The organism is Allobosea sp. LC85, assembly GCF_000735605.1.
GTDB lineage: Bacteria > Pseudomonadota > Alphaproteobacteria > Rhizobiales > Beijerinckiaceae > Allobosea.
Genome location: NZ_JPKG01000006.1, coordinates 303402 through 320593 on the forward strand (window position 1 = coordinate 303402; position 17192 = coordinate 320593).

At 64.8% G+C, this 17192-nt stretch carries 15 protein-coding genes and 1 pseudogene; 7 read left to right on the plus strand and 9 right to left on the minus strand.

Annotation, left to right across the window (positions count from 1 at the left end; all coding sequences use genetic code 11):
- Positions 1-8 precede the first annotated feature (8 nt).
- Positions 9-1730 (plus strand): pilus assembly protein TadG-related protein, encoded by a 1722-nt coding sequence (locus FG93_RS02445; protein WP_043231351.1) that lies wholly within the window; start codon positions 9-11, stop codon positions 1728-1730.
- Positions 1731-1739: 9 nt separating this feature from the next.
- Here the strand turns inward: FG93_RS02445 and FG93_RS02450 are convergent, their stop codons facing one another.
- The 5 genes from FG93_RS02450 to murA are packed head-to-tail and all read right to left on the minus strand — an operon-like array spanning position 1740 to position 5782.
- On the minus strand, positions 1740-2144 hold the full coding sequence (locus tag FG93_RS02450) for an ArsC family transcriptional regulator (protein WP_052513331.1): 405 nt from the start codon (positions 2142-2144) through the stop codon (positions 1740-1742).
- A 47-nt stretch (positions 2145-2191) separates the two neighbouring features.
- Positions 2192-2665, minus strand: a complete 474-nt coding sequence (locus tag FG93_RS02455) for a UPF0262 family protein (protein WP_043231354.1) — start codon at positions 2663-2665, stop codon at positions 2192-2194.
- A gap of 29 nt (positions 2666-2694) precedes the next feature.
- Positions 2695-3987 carry a histidinol dehydrogenase gene (hisD, locus tag FG93_RS02460; protein WP_043231356.1) on the minus strand — a complete coding sequence of 431 codons (1293 nt, stop codon included), beginning with the start codon at positions 3985-3987 and terminating at the stop codon, positions 2695-2697.
- A 27-nt stretch (positions 3988-4014) separates the two neighbouring features.
- Complete coding sequence (locus FG93_RS02465) at positions 4015-4461, minus strand: DUF2948 family protein (protein WP_043231357.1); 447 nt, start codon at positions 4459-4461, stop codon at positions 4015-4017.
- Between the two features lie 31 nt (positions 4462-4492).
- Positions 4493-5782, minus strand: a complete 1290-nt coding sequence (gene murA, locus FG93_RS02470; protein ID WP_043231359.1) for a UDP-N-acetylglucosamine 1-carboxyvinyltransferase — start codon at positions 5780-5782, stop codon at positions 4493-4495.
- Positions 5783-6516: 734 nt separating this feature from the next.
- On the opposite strand from murA, the gene FG93_RS02475 reads away from it, so the two are divergent.
- From FG93_RS02475 to FG93_RS02490, 4 genes are all read left to right on the plus strand, one after another.
- Complete coding sequence (locus FG93_RS02475; protein WP_043231360.1) at positions 6517-7479, plus strand: enoyl-CoA hydratase-related protein; 963 nt, start codon at positions 6517-6519, stop codon at positions 7477-7479.
- A 148-nt stretch (positions 7480-7627) separates the two neighbouring features.
- On the plus strand, positions 7628-9955 hold the full coding sequence (locus FG93_RS02480; RefSeq protein ID WP_052513261.1) for a bifunctional diguanylate cyclase/phosphodiesterase: 2328 nt from the start codon (positions 7628-7630) through the stop codon (positions 9953-9955).
- 261 nt (positions 9956-10216) lie between these two features.
- Positions 10217-11677, plus strand: a complete 1461-nt coding sequence (locus tag FG93_RS02485; RefSeq protein ID WP_052513263.1) for an NAD(P)/FAD-dependent oxidoreductase — start codon at positions 10217-10219, stop codon at positions 11675-11677.
- Positions 11678-11686: 9 nt separating this feature from the next.
- Positions 11687-13138: a HAMP domain-containing sensor histidine kinase gene (locus tag FG93_RS02490; protein WP_052513265.1), complete on the plus strand. Its 1452-nt coding sequence runs from the start codon at positions 11687-11689 to the stop codon at positions 13136-13138.
- Here the strand turns inward: FG93_RS02490 and FG93_RS02495 are convergent.
- Positions 13122-13723: pseudogene (locus FG93_RS02495) on the minus strand (helix-turn-helix transcriptional regulator). The gene FG93_RS02490 and the pseudogene FG93_RS02495 sit on opposite strands and share 17 nt — an antisense overlap.
- Before the next feature lie 167 nt (positions 13724-13890).
- Here FG93_RS02495 and FG93_RS02500 point away from each other — a divergent pair.
- Positions 13891-14235, plus strand: coding sequence for a DUF952 domain-containing protein (locus FG93_RS02500; protein ID WP_043231852.1), 345 nt, complete (start codon positions 13891-13893; stop codon positions 14233-14235).
- Positions 14232-15323 (plus strand): quinone-dependent dihydroorotate dehydrogenase, encoded by a 1092-nt coding sequence (locus FG93_RS02505; RefSeq protein WP_043231362.1) that lies wholly within the window; start codon positions 14232-14234, stop codon positions 15321-15323. The genes FG93_RS02500 and FG93_RS02505 overlap by 4 nt, the downstream gene beginning before the upstream one ends.
- 15 nt (positions 15324-15338) lie before the next feature.
- On the opposite strand, the gene FG93_RS02510 is transcribed toward FG93_RS02505, so the two are convergent.
- From FG93_RS02510 to FG93_RS02520, 3 genes are all read right to left on the minus strand, one after another.
- A complete protein-coding gene (locus FG93_RS02510; protein ID WP_043231364.1) occupies positions 15339-15863 on the minus strand; it encodes a trans-aconitate 2-methyltransferase in 525 nt (174 codons plus the stop codon).
- Positions 15864-16085: 222 nt separating this feature from the next.
- Complete coding sequence (locus FG93_RS02515) at positions 16086-16355, minus strand: DUF6460 domain-containing protein (RefSeq protein WP_043231366.1); 270 nt, start codon at positions 16353-16355, stop codon at positions 16086-16088.
- Between the two features lie 85 nt (positions 16356-16440).
- A complete protein-coding gene (locus FG93_RS02520) occupies positions 16441-17121 on the minus strand; it encodes a response regulator transcription factor (RefSeq protein ID WP_043231368.1) in 681 nt (226 codons plus the stop codon).
- Positions 17122-17192: the final 71 nt, after the last annotated feature.

The following is a 17192-nucleotide window of genomic DNA, read 5'->3' on the forward strand; positions in this document are numbered from 1 at the left end:
GCCATGTGATGTTCAGGCGTTTCGACTCCTTCGTCCGCGACCAGCGTGGTGGGACCGCACTCCTGTTCGCCGCGGGCATATTCATGCTGCTCGGCTTCGGCGCGATGGCCATCGATGTCGGGAGTTTCTTCTACCAGAAACGACGCCAGCAGACGGCGAATGACCTGGCAGCCCTAGCCGCCGCAGCCGACCTGCCCAAGGCACGCGCCGCCGCGCAGGCGAGTGCCGGGAGCAACGGTTTCGCCGCGAGCAATGTCCAGGCGGTGGTGTTCGGTGTCTACACGCCCGATCCGGCCCTGGCGCCGGTCGACCGCTTCAAGGTCGGACCAGTTGCAAGCGCCAATGCCGTCAAGGTCGATATGGCTGCGGTCACTCCGATGTTTCTCGGTCGCATCTTCGCAGCCTCGGCCACCTCAAGGCAACCTGAGGGCGCGTCCAGCTCGAGCACGAGCGAGAGTGGCGGAGATGTGCCGATCGGAACGAGTGCGATTGGCGTCCAGGACGTCCAGGCTTCATTCGCGGTGGGTTCGCGGCTCCTGAAACTGGATGGCGGCGTCCTCAATGGACTGCTCAGCGGCCTGCTCGGAAGCAGCGTTTCGCTGTCGATCATGGATTATGAGGCCCTGGCGACGGCCCGGATCGATCTCTTCGACTTCTCAAGGCGACTGGCCACTCGGATGCGCCTGTCGGCCGTGAGTTTCAACGATGTGCTGAACGCCAATGTAAAGCTCCCAGATGTATTGGCAGCGGCAGCAGACGCCGCTCGCGACCACAGCACCAGCAATGGATCAGCCAATAGCGCCCTGTCGCGGATCGCTGCGGCGTCTTCCGGTTCGACGAACCCCGTCCCTCTGAAATCGCTCGTCTCCTTCGGGACACTTGGCGACAAGCCGCTCTCCGGCGCCAACCCGATCGCGGTCTCCCTGTCTGCCCTCGACATGGTCTCGGCCCTGGCCCAGATCTCGAACGGAGCCCGCCAGATCGACATCGGCCTTGCGCTCAATATCCCCGGCCTTGCGGCCGTGACCCTGAAGCTCGGGATCGGCGAGCGCCCGATCGGGACCAGCATGGTCAGCGTCGGGCGGAGCGGTTCGAGCGTCCACACGGCACAAACACGCCTGCTGCTGACGGTCGATCTCGTGGGCTCGGGACAGGCCTCCCTGGTGCGTCTGCCGCTCTATCTCGAACTCGCCTCGGCGACAGCCAAACTGACGAATGTCCAGTGCAGTCCGGGCGATGTCACCACGTCGCGGGTGACGCTCGGCGTCCAGCCGGCCCTGATCGACGCCTGGATCGGCCAGGTCTCCAATGCCGAGTTCAACAATTTCACCAGCAAACCCAACCCACCGGCGGCGCCGCTCCTGAATGTCGTAGGACTGGCGAAAGTCACCGGGCGCGCCCATGCAACCATGACCAATCTCACGGACACGCCGGTGAACTTCTCCTATGCAGACATCCTGCGTTCGCAAAAGCGCACGACCTCGACGCAGAATTTCGTTGCCACGCTGCTTTCGCGGCTGGTCGGCGATCTCGACCTCAAGGTCGAGGCATTGGGGCTGGGGTTGCCGCTACCGGGTCTCGGCGACCTGGTCAGTGGCGTCATCTCCGGTGCGGCAACACCGATCGACCAGTTGCTGAACTCCGTCCTCGGCACGCTCGGCATCGGCTTGGGTCAGGCAGACAGTTGGGTCAGCGGCGTGCGCTGCGGCGGATCCGTTCTGGTGAACTGAGCAGGGCGCTCAGGCCCGCAGGCGTTGCTTGATCCGCCGCATCAGGCCGTCCCGTACATCGCGATAGGCGTCGAGCACCTGCTCGCGCGAGCCCTGGACGATGGTCGGATCCGGCGTCGGCCAGTACTCGACATCGGCAGCGAGCGTTCTGGTCAGTTCAAGGGCCTTGTGGTGCGCTTCCGGCGAGAGGGAGATGATGAGGTCGAAGTTCAACCCTTCCCACTCCTCCAGTTCCTCAATCGATTTTGGCTTGTGGCGATGAGCGTCGATGCCGATCTCGTCGAGCACGGCAAGCGCGAACTTATCGACTTCGCCCCTCCTGGCTCCGGCCGACTGGACATAGATCGACTTGCCGAAGAAGTGTTTCGCCATGGCTTCCGCCATCGGGGAACGCACGGCATTATATGCGCACATGAAGAGCACGCTGTGGATCTTGCGCGGCGGCGCTCCCTCCACCGAGCCTAGCCCTTCCAATGCAGGGCATAGATCAGCGTGAAAAGGCGACGCGCTGTGTCGTGGTCGATCTCGACCTTGCTCGCCAGGCGCTCGACCAGCATGTGGGCCGCCTCGTCATGCAGGCCGCGCCGACCCATGTCTATCGCCTCGATCTGCGCAGGCGTCGCCGCCCGGATGGCGGCGTAATAGCTTTCGCAGACCAGCCCATAATCCTTGATGATGCGCCGCAGCGGCGTCAGCGAGAGGTGATGCGTAACGACAGGCGCTCCGTCGGCACCCTTGATCTCGAATACGAGGCGGCGCTCGACCAGCGCGAGATGGGCCAGATAGGGACCGCCATCATGCCCGGGTAACGCGAAATGGTTGCGCTCGACGAGGTCATAGACCGCAACCGCGCGCTCATGTTCCTGATCCGGATTGCCACGCCCCAGCGACGCTTCGTCAAAAGTCACACCAACCAGGCTTTGGCTTTCCGACATGCAGCCTCCGGACTCAGGGCGCGCGGGACTCAGAGATTGAGCCTGATCGTCACGGACCGGCCATGGGCCTGCAAGCCCTCGGCTTCGGCCAGTTGCGTCGCGGCCGGCGCCAAGGCGCGAAGCCCGTCGACGCCGCATTTCAGCAACGAGGTTCGTTTCATGAAATCGGCGACGCCGAGCCCCGAGGAGAAACGGGCAGAGCGGGCGGTCGGCAGAACATGGTTGGGGCCGCCGACATAGTCGCCGATCGCCTCCGGAGTGTGGCCGCCAAGGAAGATCGCGCCGGCATTGCGAACCTTGCGCGCCAGGCTGTCGGGATCGGCGGTGACGATCTCGAGATGCTCTGGCGCCAACCGGTCGACCAGCGGGAGTGCGCGTTCCAGGTCCTCGACCAGCAGGATGGCGCCGAAATCCTGCCAGCTCTTGCCGGCGATCGCGGCGCGCGGGAGCACTGCCAGTTGGGCGATCAGCGCCTTCTCAACCCCGGATGCGAGCGCTGCATCATTGGTGAGCAGGATCGACTGGGCGGATTCGTCATGCTCTGCCTGCGCCAGAAGATCGGCCGCGACCCAATCCGGGTTCGCACTCGAATCCGCGATCACCAGAACCTCGGAAGGACCGGCGATCATGTCGATACCGACCTGTCCGAAGACCCGGCGCTTGGCGGCTGCCACATAGGCATTGCCCGGCCCGACGATCTTGGCCACCGGCGCGATCGACGCCGTTCCATAGGCCAATGCCGCCACCGCCTGGGCACCGCCAATCCGATAGACCTCGTGGACGCCGGCGAGGCGCGCTGCCGCCAGGACCAGCGGGTTGGTCTCCCCGCGCGGGGTCGGCGCCACCATGACGATGCGTTCGACGCCGGCAACCCTGGCCGGCACCGCGTTCATCAGCACGGAAGAGGGATAGCTCGCGGTCCCACCGGGAACATAGAGCCCGACCGTCTCGATCGCGCTCCAGCGCCAACCGCTCTCGACACCAAGCGCATCGCGCGCCCAGGAATCCTGCGGCTTCAAACGGAGATGAAAGGCCTCGATGCGCCCGCGTGCCGTTTCCAGCGCAGCCAGCAGATCGGCGGAGCAGGCCGCGACGGCCGCATCGATCTCGGCTTCGCTGACCCGAAGGGTCGAGGGGGTCAGATCGAGCTTGTCGAAGCGGGAGGTGCAGGCGATGACAGCCTCGTCCCCCCTGGCGCGAACATCTGCGATGATGTCGGCGGCTACGCGGTCAACGTCCTCGGACACCTCACGCTTGGTCGTCAGCAGCGCGGCAAAGGCCTGCTCGAAGCCTGCGTCTCGTTGATCGAGCCTGATCGGCATCGCGAATCCTGAAGCTGAAAGAAGAGGTCAGGCGCCGTTCGGGTGGTCAGGCTTGGCGACCGCCTCCCAGACCGGGCCGAGGTCCTTCATCTGGGCCTCGATGCACTCGACGCCCAGGCGGATCGCGGCACCATCGGAGAAATGCAGCGTGACCTCTCCCGCCGGCGCCGCGGACTCGGTGAAGGTGATGGCAAGGAGGTTGAGAACGGCCCCTGTCGCCGTCGGATCAACCTTCGTGCTCTTCGCGTGCACGACGCGTTCGAAATGCAGGGCGGCGAGGCGCCGGCGCTTCTGGCCGTGCGGCACGCCTTCCCAGTCGAAGCGTCGCGCAGCCAGCGCGAAGCGCTTCTGCGCAGGAAGATAGGCGACATCGCCGACGCGCAGGACGGCATCCTGCAAATGTGCGGAGATGATCGCGAGATCCTCCGCGTCGAGCGCGATCAGCTTCAGTGGGTCTGCGGTATCGTCCGACATGGGCCTGTTCTGGCGAGCGGACGGTTCGGCGTCAACCGCTGATCCGCTCGACCTGGGCGCCACACCGCGTCAGCTTGGCTTCCAGCGCCTCGAAACCGCGATCGAGATGGTAGACCCGGTTGATCATCGTGTCGCCCTCGGCCGCGAGACCACCAATGACGAGCGATACCGATGCACGCAGATCGGTGGCCATGACCGGCGCTCCGGTGAGCTTGCTCACACCCTCGACATAGGCGACGTCACCATCCAGCCGGATCTTCGCGCCGAGGCGGACGAGTTCCTGGACGTGCATGAAGCGGTTCTCGAAGATCGTCTCGCGAATGCGCGACGTGCCCTTGGCCCGTGTCATCAGCGCCATGAACTGCGCCTGCAGATCGGTCGGGAAACCCGGGAACGGATCAGTGTCCACATCGACGGCCTCCAGTGCCGCGCCGTTGCGGCGCACGCGGATGCCTTCATTGGTCTCGCTGATATCGACGCCGGCCTTGACGAGGATATCGAGCGCCGATTGCAGCAGATCGGCTCGCGCTCCTTCGAGCAGCACGTCGCCGCCGGTCATCGCGACAGCCATTGCATAGGTGCCGGCCTCAATCCGGTCCGGCAAGACCGCATGGTGCGCGCCACCGAGCCGCGAGACCCCCTTGACCACGATGCGAGAGGTGCCGGCGCCTTCGATCTTGGCCCCCATCTTGATGAGGCAGGCGGCAAGGTCCGTGACTTCGGGCTCACGCGCCGCGTTCTCGATCATTGTCGTACCGTCAGCGAGAACCGCGGCCATCAGGGCCGTATGGGTGCCGCCAACCGTTACCTTCGGGAAGACGATCTCGGCGCCCTTCAGGCCCTTCGGCGCGCGCGCCAGCGCATAGCCGTTCTCGATGGTGATCTCTGCGCCGAGCCGCTCCAGCGCCATCAGCAGGAGGTCGACCGGCCGCGTACCGATCGCGCAGCCACCAGGCAGGGAGACCTTCGCCTCGCCCATCCGGGCCAGGATCGGAGCAATGACCCAGAAGCTCGCGCGCATGGTCGAGACGAGCTCGTAAGGTGCGCAGGTATCGACGATCTGGCGCGCGGTAAGCGCGATGGTCTGGCCCGTCTCAGCGGACTGACCGATACGCTTGCCGGCGATGGAACGATCGACGCCGTGGTTCGAGAGGATGCGCGACAGCGCCGTCACGTCCGACAGTCGCGGAACATTGACCAGAGTCAGCGTCTCATCCGTGAGGAGGCTCGCGATCATCAGCGGCAACGCGGCATTCTTCGCGCCCGAGATCGGGATCGTGCCATTGAGGCGCTGGCCACCGGTAATGCGGATACGGTCCATCTGGATGTCCTGCTGGAGATCGCGGCTATCGGCCGCGCGGCGCGATTGAGGGCGGAATCAGGACCGGGGAGTTTCGGCCTGGGCAGGCGGCGCTTCGTCTTCCCGCTCCGCGTCATCCGCCCGACGAGCGCGCGCCTGCGCCTTGCGGCGCTTGAGGTTCTCGCGCAGGGCGGCTGCGAGGCGCGCCCTCTTCTCGTCGTCTGCGGTTGGTTGGCGACTCAATGGATCAAACTCGGCTTACGCGGTTCAACGCTGGGATCGCGGCGAAATCGCGGCGCATGGTTAGCTCTGCAGCGCGCTTTGGACAAGTTTCTCCCGCTGCCGAACATCAATCGACGACGCCCCCGCGCTCCAGGCTGAGACGAAACTGTGCCGCGGCGAGGCGTTGTCCCTTCGACCTTCGCCCTCGCATCTCGCTCTTCGAGATTCCAGCCGCTGCACCCGCGCGCTCCTGTGCTGAAACTGCCTGCATTTTCCGTCTCTTGCCGTGTGTTGACGTTCGCAAGTGCTGCATGGTCCGGCGTCTTCCGTAACGGCACAGCCTTTGCTCTGCCGGCTCGTCGCGCCGCCACAAAAGCCCACATCGTTGCATTGCGCCAGGCTTTCCAGCAGCACAACTTAGGCAACAAAGCTTAATGAAATTAACCATTTCCGCCGGTTATCGTTTACAGTTCATTAACTTCTTCTACCCTGCGGAGGCTTTCCAAATTGTCTGACCTGACGGGATTTGCGGCATGTTCCAGGCCTTCGCTTCACACACCCAATCGGTGCCCGCCGTCGCTCTGGAATGTTGCGAGGTCATCGACGCATTGCGGCACAAGGCGGGCTTCCTGCCCGAGGTGCAGCTGGCCTACGAAGCCGAAATCAAGACGCTGTGGGTGACGATCAAGCCGGAGCTGAAGCCGGTCTTCACGCTTCAGCTGCTTGACAGCCTCGGCAAGATCCAGAAGGCGATCTATGCTCTTTGGGGAGCGCCGGATCAGTATCACGGCGCGCCGGTACGCTTCCTCGCCTTCCGCGGGACCGGCCCATTCTTCACCCTCGGCGGCGATCTCGATTTCTATCTCGATTGTCTCGCCAAGAATGACCGCGCCGCGTTGGCGGAATATGCACGCCTTTCGATCGAGGGCGCCGTCTGGAACGCCAGCGGTCTCAACGGCCTGGTGATCACGCTCTCGACCATTCACGCCAAGGCGATCGGCGGCGGCATCGATGCACCGCGCTCCTGCAATGTCATGATCGCCGAGGAGCAGGCCTCCTTCGTCTACCCCGAGATCAAGTTCAACCACTTCCCGATCACGGCGGTGGCGGTGTTGTCACGCCGCATGGGCTCGCGTGCAGCAGAGCGCCTGCTGCTCTCCGGGGAGGAGATGAGTGCCGCCGATTTCCTGGCGGCCGGCGCACTCGAAGCGGTGGTGCCGACCGGCACCGGCGAAGACTGGATCCGCAAATATGCCAGCGACTCCCTGCCGGTGCACGCGGCCAAGACCGCACTGTTCTCTGCGTTCAACCGCCGGGCCGGCGACCTGCGCGAGGAACTGGAGCATCTTGGCGAGATCTGGACGGATTGCATGCTCCGCCTCAACCCAAGCGCCATCTCGAAGCTGCAGCGCATCGCCCAGACCCAGGACCGCATGCTGACCCGCGTCTACCAGCGGCCAGCGAGCCCGATCCTGGCCAGCGCGGCGGCACTCTGATCCTGCGAGAACGCCTTCGCGGAGACGCAAGGCGGTTGCAGCCCCCCTCACGAAACATTTACCTGTTCCGCCTAAAGGGTTTATCTGGCGCGAACTCGGGCTAGTGAAAAGCTCGTCGCGCGCCAGAGGCCTTGCAAGGCGGGACTGGATGGCGGGTGTTTTCAAAGGGCTTCCCAGCGACAGATCGGGCGATGTCCGCGAGGATTTCGACCTGCCGGACTATCGTCTGCTGGTCAGCTCGCTGTTTTCCTCGCCCGGCTCGATCATTCCGGGTGGCATTGCTGGTATCCTGACCCCCTATCTGTGCTGGCTCTCGACGGGTGCCAGCATTTTCATGACCCTGACCGCGCTGGTAACTCTGGTCGTCGCGCTCCGGATCATGACCGTCATCCGCTATCGCAGGCGCGATCATTCGGATGACAGTGTTGCCGAGACACGGCGCTGGGACCGGGAATACTTCCTCGGTGCAACGGTTTTCAGCGCGGTCCTTGGCTACAGCTGCTACATCGCACTGACGCAGACCGAAGACGCAGCCGCCCATATCACCTCGGTCGCCTCAACCATCGCGCTGGCCTCCGGCTATGTCTCGCGAAACGCCGGCCGGCCGAAATTCGTCGCCGTACAGCTCCTGACCTTTTGCGTGCCTATGGCCGTCGGCCTCGTCCAGGCCTCCAACGATTACTATCACTATATCGGCTATTTCGCGTTCCTGTACGTGGCGGCCAACATCGCCATCACCAATTCGCTGCACCGGAATCTCCTCGCGCTCAGCGAGGCGACCAAGCAGTCACGAGGGTTGGCATCGGCGCTGCACTCGCAGAACCTGACGCTCGATGCCGCCCTCAACACGATGATCCATGGCCTCGCCATGTATGATCGCAGCCTGAAGCTGGCGATCTGCAACGCACCGCACCGCACGCTCTTCGGGATACCCGAGACACTTGCCCTCCCCGGCACGCCTCTGACGGCGATCGCCCGCTTTCTGATCGAGCGTCAGGTCATCAGCGCCGACCAGGTTCGCGACATCAGAAGCGCGCTTGGCGAGGTCCAGCAGTCGCAACAGGCGGTCACTCGCGAATTGCAGACCCGCGGCGGGCGGCTGCTGGTCGTCACCATCGCACCTGCAGCCGAGGGCGGCGTGCTGATGCTGACCGAGGATGCGACCGAAAGGAAGGCGACGGAAGCACGCATCGAGCGGATGGCTCGCTTCGACGAGCTGACCGGCCTCGCCAACCGCTTCGAATTCAACAACCAGCTGTCCGAGTCCTTCCGCAAGCTGGAGCGGACCGGCGAAGCCTTCGCGCTGCTCTATGTCGATCTCGACGGCTTCAAGCAGGTCAATGACAGCCTTGGCCACGACATCGGTGATCGCGTCCTCTCCGAAACGGCGACGCGCCTTCGCGGCGTCATTCGCGGTGGCGACCTGCTGGCCCGCTTCGGTGGTGACGAGTTCGTTCTGATCTTGCCCTCGGCCAATCTCGCCATCGTCACCACGATCGCCCAGCGCATGATCGACGCGATGGCCAAGGCCTTCCTGCTCGAAACCAAGACCGTCTATGTGACCGCCAGCGTCGGTATCGCGATGGCGCCGCTCGACGCTGCGACACCGGCCGATCTGCTTCGCCACGCTGACACCGCCCTTTACAAAGCCAAGGCGGCAGGCCGCAACACGCTGACCTTCTTCAATCCGGCAATGGCCGAGGAGATGCTCGATCGGCACGAGATCGAGGTGGATCTGCGCAGGGCCTGCGAGAACAAGACGCTTGAGCTGTACTATCAGGCCATCATCGATCTGAAGACACAGGATGTCGTCAACCGCGAGGCGTTGATGCGCTGGCGGCACCCGACCCGCGGAATGATCCCGCCCGGAATCTTCATCCCGATCGCCGAAAGCTCCGGCCTGATCGCCGCCATGGGCGACTGGGCCATCAGGCAGGCCTGCAAAGACGCGGCAGCCTGGCCGAAGGAGATCGGCGTTTCCGTCAACATCTCCCCGCTGCAGTTCCGCGAACCCCGCCGGATCGTAGAGACCGTCAAGGAGGCGCTCATCGCTTCCGGGCTCAGCTCCCATCGCCTGACGCTCGAGGTGACTGAATCCCTGCTGATCGAGGATAACAAGGGCACGCTCGCCGCCATTCACGAGTTGCGCGCGCTTGGCGTCAAGTTCGCACTCGATGATTTCGGCACCGGCTATTCGTCGCTTGCCTATCTCTCGACCTACCCCTTTGCCCAGGTGAAGATCGACCAGAGCTTCAGCCGCGACGTGCATGCCAATGAGGCGTCGAAAGCCATCATCGAGGCCGTTTGCCAGCTCGCCCGACGCCTTTCGATGAATGTCGTCGTGGAGGGCATCGAGACCGAGCAGCAGCGTATCGCGGTGCAACTGCTCGGCGCTCACCGGGCGCAGGGCTATCTCTTCGGCAGGCCGGAGCCGGTATCCGCCTTCTCGTCTGACAGGGGACGCCACGTCGCCTAGATCGCCGTGCGTCCATTCGGACGCAGGAGCAGCGATCCAACTCTTTGTTTGAGCATCGGATTTTTCCGAAAACCGATTCCACTTTCGGTCCGATGCTTTAAGTGATGTCCCTGCAACGCCGCGCTCATGCGGGAGCGATTTCAACGCAATAGTGGGTGTCCAACCGCACGCTGTTCCAGTGCTTCCGACTTGCATGGCCTTGATTCCGGCATCCTGACAACGCATCAGCAGGTATCGGAAGCCAGATCAGGGAGAGGCGATGTGACCGGCAGTCCGGCAACGGCATTCAATACGACGCCGCTGACCCCCGACATCTGCGTTATCGGAGGCGGCGCGGCCGGACTTTCTCTGGCAACAGCGGCGGCGCTGTTTGGCGGATCGGTCGTGCTGGCAGAGCGCGACCGCCTCGGAGGCGGCAAGGACGCCGTCATCTCAAGGGCCCTGATCGCCGCCAGTGCACGGGCGAGATTGCTCCAGCATGCTGGCCTTTTCGGCATCGCAGCCGGTGAACCCGAGGTGGATTTCGCCAAGGTGCAGGCGCACATCGCCGGTGTCGTCGCGGCGCTGGCTCCCAACGAAACGGTCGAGCGCCTGGCGGCATTGGGCGTCAACGTGATCAAGGGCGAGGCACGGTTTCGCGACCGCAACACCGTGCAGGTCGGCGATCGGGAGATCAAGGCAAGGCGTTTCGTCATCGCAACAGGCTCGCGCCCGGCAACTCCGCCCATTCCTGGAATGGACAAGGCCCCTTTCCTGACCAGCGAAACGCTCCTCACGCTGAACCGCCGCCCCGAGCGTCTGATCGTGCTCGGGTGCGGCTCGGAAGGGGTTGAACTCGCGCAGGCCATGCGCCGCCTCGGCAGCAGCGTCACGATCGTTGGAGCCGAGGACCTGCTTCCCGACGAGGACCCGGAGGCTGCGCTGCTGATCCGCCGCGCTCTGTTGCGCGACGGGATCGCGCTGCATGAACGAGCCAAAATCCTGCGTGTCGAAACCCCACGAAATCGCGTGCGCTTCGTTCTGGCGGGGACAAAGGGCGAAGCCGAGCTGGCCCTGGATGGCACGCACCTGCTGGTCACGGGCGAGCGGCAGCCAAAGATCGCGGCGCTCGATCTCGAGCTTGCGGGCATCGCCAGCGATGCCAAGGGCATTATCGTCGACAAGGGCCTACGGACGGCCAACCGGCGTGTCTTCGCCATCGGCGGCTGCGCCAGCGAAGTCCCGCACAGCTCTCACCTTGGTCATGCAGCCAACCACCAGGCCAGCCTGGTTCTACGCAATATCCTGTTCCGCCTGCCTGTGAACGCGAACGCGGCGGCGCTGCCAAGAGTGACCTCTTGCGATCCTGAGCTTGCCAGCATCGGCCTGTCAGAGGAACAGGCCCGCAAGGCAGCACGGGACATCCGAATCCTGCGCTGGCCCTACGCCGAAAGCGACAAGGCGCAGGCCGAACGGCAGACGGAAGGCTTCGTCAAACTCATCACCGACGGCAAGGGCCGCGTTCTTGGCACCACCATCATCGGAACCAAGGCCGCCGAGCTGATCGCGCCCTGGTGCCTGGCGATCGAGAAGGGGCTGAACGTCAAGGATATCGCCGGGCTGGTCCTCCCCTCCTCAAGCCTGTCGGAAATCTCGAAACGGGCTGCCCTCTCCGTCTACTCTCCACTCGCGTCCCGGCCGGGCATTCGCCGGCTTGTCGGCTTCCTGCGCCGCTTCGGATAAGCTCACCGCATGCAGTCGCCACGCCTCGACAAGCAGTCGCTTTCCGTCAGCGTACCGCGCAGCCTGACGCGGCTTGGCCTTTCGGCAAAGCTGCTGCTGCTGACGGTCCTGTTCGTGATGCTGGCGGAAGTGCTGATCTACTTGCCCTCCGTCGCGAATTTCCGACGCAACTGGCTGAATGACCGCCTCGCAGCGGCACAGATCGCCGTGCTGGTTCTCGAAGGCGCACCGCCGGAGGGCCTGCCGGAAGGCAGCGAGAGCCGCCTTCTGATGGGCGTCGGCGCACGCGCCATCGCCGCCCGCGTCGGCGGTGCGCGACGCCTGCTCAGCCTCGACTCCATGCCGCCCGAGGTCGCGCGGACCGTTGATCTGCGGCAAATGGGCTGGCTCACCTCCATCACCGAGTCTCTCGACACGCTGATTTCGCCCGCCCATGACACGCCGATCCGGGTCATCGGAGAGGCGGTGGGCGGTGCCGACTTCGTCGAACTGATCATCGACGAGGCGCCGCTGCGCCGTGCGATGCTGGTGTTCTCGGGCAATATCCTGCTGCTGTCGCTGCTGATCTCGGGGCTGACGGCGGGGTTGGTCTATCTTGCCCTGAACTGGCTCATCGTCGGCCCGATCCGCCAGGTCGCGGCCAATGTCATGGAGTTCGAGGCCGACCCGGAGAACCCGCACCGGATCATCACGCCGAGCCAGCGCGCGGACGAGATCGGCGAGGCCGAACGGGCGCTCGCACGCATGCAGATGACGCTGGCGGATGAGCTGCGCACCAAGAAGCACCTCGCCGAACTCGGCCTGGCGGTCAGCAAGGTCAACCACGACCTGCGCAACATGCTGGCCGCGGCCCAGTTGATGTCGGACCGGCTGACAGAGACGCGTGACCCGAAGATCCGGCGCTTCGCGCCGCGCCTGATCGCAACGCTCGACCGCGCCATCGCCTTCTGCCAGGCGACACTGGCCTATGGCCGCGCGGCCGAAGCGACGCCTACGCTCCGCGAGGTCGCGCTTCGGCAGCTTGTGACCGATGCGGGCGAACTGCTCGGCCTCGCGGAAAGCCCCAGCGTGAGCTTCGCCAACGAGGTTCCGGCGGAACTCATCCTGCCTTGCGACCCCGACCAGATGGCGCGCGTGCTGCTCAATCTCATGCGCAATGCCGTCGAGGCGCTGACCCGTGCGGGTGCCGAACCCGGCCGCCAGCCGACACTGACGATCAGTGCGGCGCGCGAGCATCATGAGGTCGTTCTGCGCGTCGGCGACAATGGCCCCGGTGTCCCGGAACGGGCGAAGGCAAATCTGTTCCAGGCCTTTCGCGGCTCGGTCAATCCCGGCGGCACGGGACTGGGTCTGGCCATCGCGGCGGAACTCGTCCGCCTCCATGGCGGCTCGATCGCGCTCGAACCCTCGAGGGTCGGGGCCGTCTTCAGGGTGGCGCTGCCGATCAGAGGGGGGAATTGATGGCGCTACTGGCTCGCCAGATCTCCCGCGCCATGAAGGTGATCTCGGATAATGCGAGCACCCGGTCGGGATGCCCGGGATTGAGCGAGGCGAGTTCGACGGTCTTGGCGGTCTCGCGCTTGAGCTGCTTCGCCAGCACCTCGCCTTCAGTCGTCATGACCACGACCCGGTCGCCACGCCTCACAGCGGCCGCGGGAGCAACGATGATGATGTCGCCATCACGGTAGAGCGACAGCATCGAGTCGCCTGCAATCTCAAGCGCATAGGCCTTCTCGTCGGACAGGCCGGGGAGGCAACCTCCTCCCAGCCGGAGCCCGCGGGCAGGCCGCTGCCTTCGAAGAATCCGCCCAACCCTGCCTGCGCGAAGCCGAGCAGCGGGATGGTGCGCGCCGGCGCGGCGCCGCGGTGCATCACCACGCTCATGAACTCGTCGAGCGAAGCGCCAGTAGCCCCCAGGATGGCGATCGACTCGGTCGAGGGCCAGCGCTCTCGTCCATCCGGGCCGATGCGCTTGGACCGGTTGAAGGTCGTGGCGTCGAGCCCGGCGCTGCGCGCAAGTCCCGACGGCGTGAAGCCGTAGCGCATCGGGCAGCCTTCGGATCCTGATGTGCCAGGCGAACAGGGTGAGGATAGGAAATATGCCCTACATGCTGAGACCTCAATCTGATTTCCATGACAGGGCCCGAGATCATTTGCCCGGAGCCGGCTGCACCAGCTATGGCGTGTACAACGCCGAACCAACGAGACGTCCCGTGCCTCTCATCTACAAGATCTGCCCCGAACAGCTGTGGTGTGACGCTGAGCTCGCCGGGTCATTCAACGGTGCTGCCATCGATCTCGCCGACGGCTACATCCATTTCTCCACCGGCGGGCAGCTTCGCGAGACGGCAGCGAAGCATTTCGCCGGTCAGAGCGGCCTCGTGCTGATCGCGGTGGATGATACGATACTCGGGTCGGCACTGCGCTACGAACCCTCACGCGGCGGCGCGCTCTTCCCGCATCTCTACTCGGCCCTCGACCCCAAAACCGTGCGCTGGATTGCGCCGCTCACCACCGGGACGAACGGCAGCCACGTCATTCCGGAGGATATTTCGTGATCGGTAGCCTCTTCTCTCTCGCCCGCCCCCTGATCCACAGGTTGGATGCCGAGATGGCACATCGCCTGACGGTCGCCGCACTGGCCGCCGCACCGGCGTTGAAGCCGGCTGCCGACGATCCGATCCTGGCGACCGAGGCCTTCGGGCTCGCCTTTCCGAACCCGGTCGGTCTGGCGGCCGGGTTCGACAAACATGCGGAAGCGGTCGATGGCGCCCTGGGCCTCGGCTTTGGCTTTGTCGAGGTCGGAGGCGTGACGCCGCTGCCGCAGCCCGGCAATCCGCGCCCGCGCGTTTTCCGGTTGCCCGAAGACGAAGCCGTCATCAACCGATACGGGCTGAACAGCGAGGGCATGGACGCTGTCGCGGCCCGGCTCGCGGCGCGCCGAAAGCGCGGCGGCATCGTTGGCGTCAATCTCGGTGCCAACAAGGACTCCTCCGACCGCGCCGCCGACTACGCCATCCTGGCCAGGCGGCTCGCGCCACTTGCCGATTTCCTGACCGTCAACGTCTCCTCGCCCAACACCCCGGGTCTGCGGGATCTGCAGGCGGAATCGGCGCTGGATGATCTGATCGCGCGGGCGCTCGCCGCCCGCGACGAGGCCGGACAGGCCACCGGACACCGCACGCCCGTTCTGCTCAAGATCGCACCCGACCTGACCCTGGCCGAGCTCGATGGCATGGTGGCGGTTGCCCGCAAGCGCGCCATCGACGGCATGGTTGTCTCCAACACCACTGTGGCACGGCCGGATAGCCTGCGGGGAGCCTCTCGCAGGGAAAGCGGCGGCCTCTCGGGCCGGCCGCTGTTTGCGTCCTCGACCCGAATCCTGGCCGAGACCTATCGGCGCGTCGAGGCACAGTTCCCGCTGGTCGGCGTCGGCGGCGTCGACTCCGCCTCGGCCGCCTTTGCCAAGATCAGGGCCGGCGCCAGCCTGGTGCAGTTCTATTCGGCGATGGTCTTCAAGGGCCCCGCCCTCGTGAGCGAGGTCAAGACAGGGCTCGTGCGGGAAGCCCGCCGTGCCGGCGCGAGCCGGATTGCGGACCTTGTCGGCCGCGATGCCGAGGCGCTCGCGCGGGGAGAGGGATTCTGAGGCGCGGCCAGCGCCTCAGCCGGCGGCGCGGGCGCTGAGGTGCAATAGCGGCCTGGATGCCAGCTCACCCCGGTCCACCTGGGTCACGGCAAAGCCGCCTTGCTCGAACTGGCGCCGAACACCTGCTTCGACCCGTGCCGTGCTGGCGCCGATCGGCAGTTCAAAGAAGAGGGAGACGATACCGTCTTGCGCCAGGGCACTGGCCAGGCGGGGTAGCTCTCGCGAGGCATCGATCCAGAACAGGTTCACATTGATCGCGAAGGCTCGCTGAAAATGCCGGGCCGGCAACGCGAGCTCGGCCAGTTCGCCGGTCATCAGTCTGACTTTTCCCGTTGCGACGCCGACTCCATGCCTCGCTCGCGCGGCAGCGATCATGCCCGGCGAGCGGTCGATCGCAGTCAGCGCACCGGTGGTCAGCAGGGCCTCAACGAGGCCAATCGAGTGCCCGCGACCGCAGCCAATCTCAAGCACCTGTGCGCTCGGCGCAATCCGCATCAGGCTCAAAGCCCAATTCAGGCGCGCAGGTACGATGTCGGCCATCAAACGCTCCTGAGACCAATGTCGCCGGAGCCTGGACCATGCCGCCGGTGACTAAAGCATCGGCCCGAAAAGTGGATTGCGGTTTTCGGGAAAGCCGATGCAAACACAAAGGGTTAGATCACACTGCGTTTGGACGAAATCGTCCAAACGCAGTGTGATCTACTCTCATAGTTTAGAGCATGCTTGATGCGAAAAACCGGTGCCACTTTTTCGCAGCATGCTCTAGCGCCGCGAGGCGAACAGGCGGGACAGCAGCCAGATCGGGATCACGACCAGCGCTCCTGCGAGCACCCATTGGCCGACTTCGCGCACGGCGCCAAAGCCGAGATCGCCAAGCGAACGCAGGAAGCGCGCCACGGCGTCGAAAAGTCCGCGCGGCGTCAGGCCAAGAAAGGCCATGGCAGCGCCGACCAGCAGTGAAATGAAGATCAGCCGGACCAGAACGCTGAGAAGCGACCCGCCCAGGAAGCGATCGAGATTGCCGTTGGCCATTGCCAAAATTCCTATCGATAGACGAGACGGGCCACAAATCGGTTGAACCGCGCCTGAATGGCGAACAATCGCATCGCCTGAACCTTCAGATCGTCGCCGAAGCCCCCGCCGTCGCCCATGCCGTTCCTGCGATCTTCGAGGCGGCTATCACGGCCTGTGTGCGGCTGTCGACATTGAGCTTGGTCAGGATCGCCGAAACATGGGCCTTCACCGTCGCCTCGGAAACGCCGAGTTCATAGGCGATCTGCTTGTTCAAGAGCCCCTCCGACAGCATCATCAGGACACGGACCTGCTGCGGCGTCAGCGTCGACAACCGGCGCACCATGTCGGCGATCTCGGCATCGACCGGCGCCGAAAGATCGACGCCCGGCGGTGTCCAGACGCTGCCATCGAGCACCGCACGAATGGCCTCGCCCATCTGCTCGACCTCGGCCGTCTTCGGCAGGAAGCCAAGCGCTCCGAACTCGATGCAGCGGCGGATCACGGCCGGGTCGTCATTGGCCGAGACGACAATGACCGGAATCTCCGGATGGTCGGCCCGCAGGAACAGGAGGCCGGAAAAACCCTGGACGCCCGGCATGGTCAGATCGAGCATGACGAGATCGGCATCTCCATCCTCGGCCAGCGCCTTCGTCAATGCCTCGAGCGAGCCAACCTCGCTCACTTCCGCCCCTTCCAGCGCATGCGACACGGCCTGACGCAGGGCGCCGCGAAAGAGCGGGTGGTCATCTGCGATGACGATATGCGTCGGTGTTTGCCGGTTCATGCTGTCATCCCCTCCACAGCCCTGACCATTCTGCCCCATAGGCGGGCGCAGGCTCAAGCATTTCAAGCCGA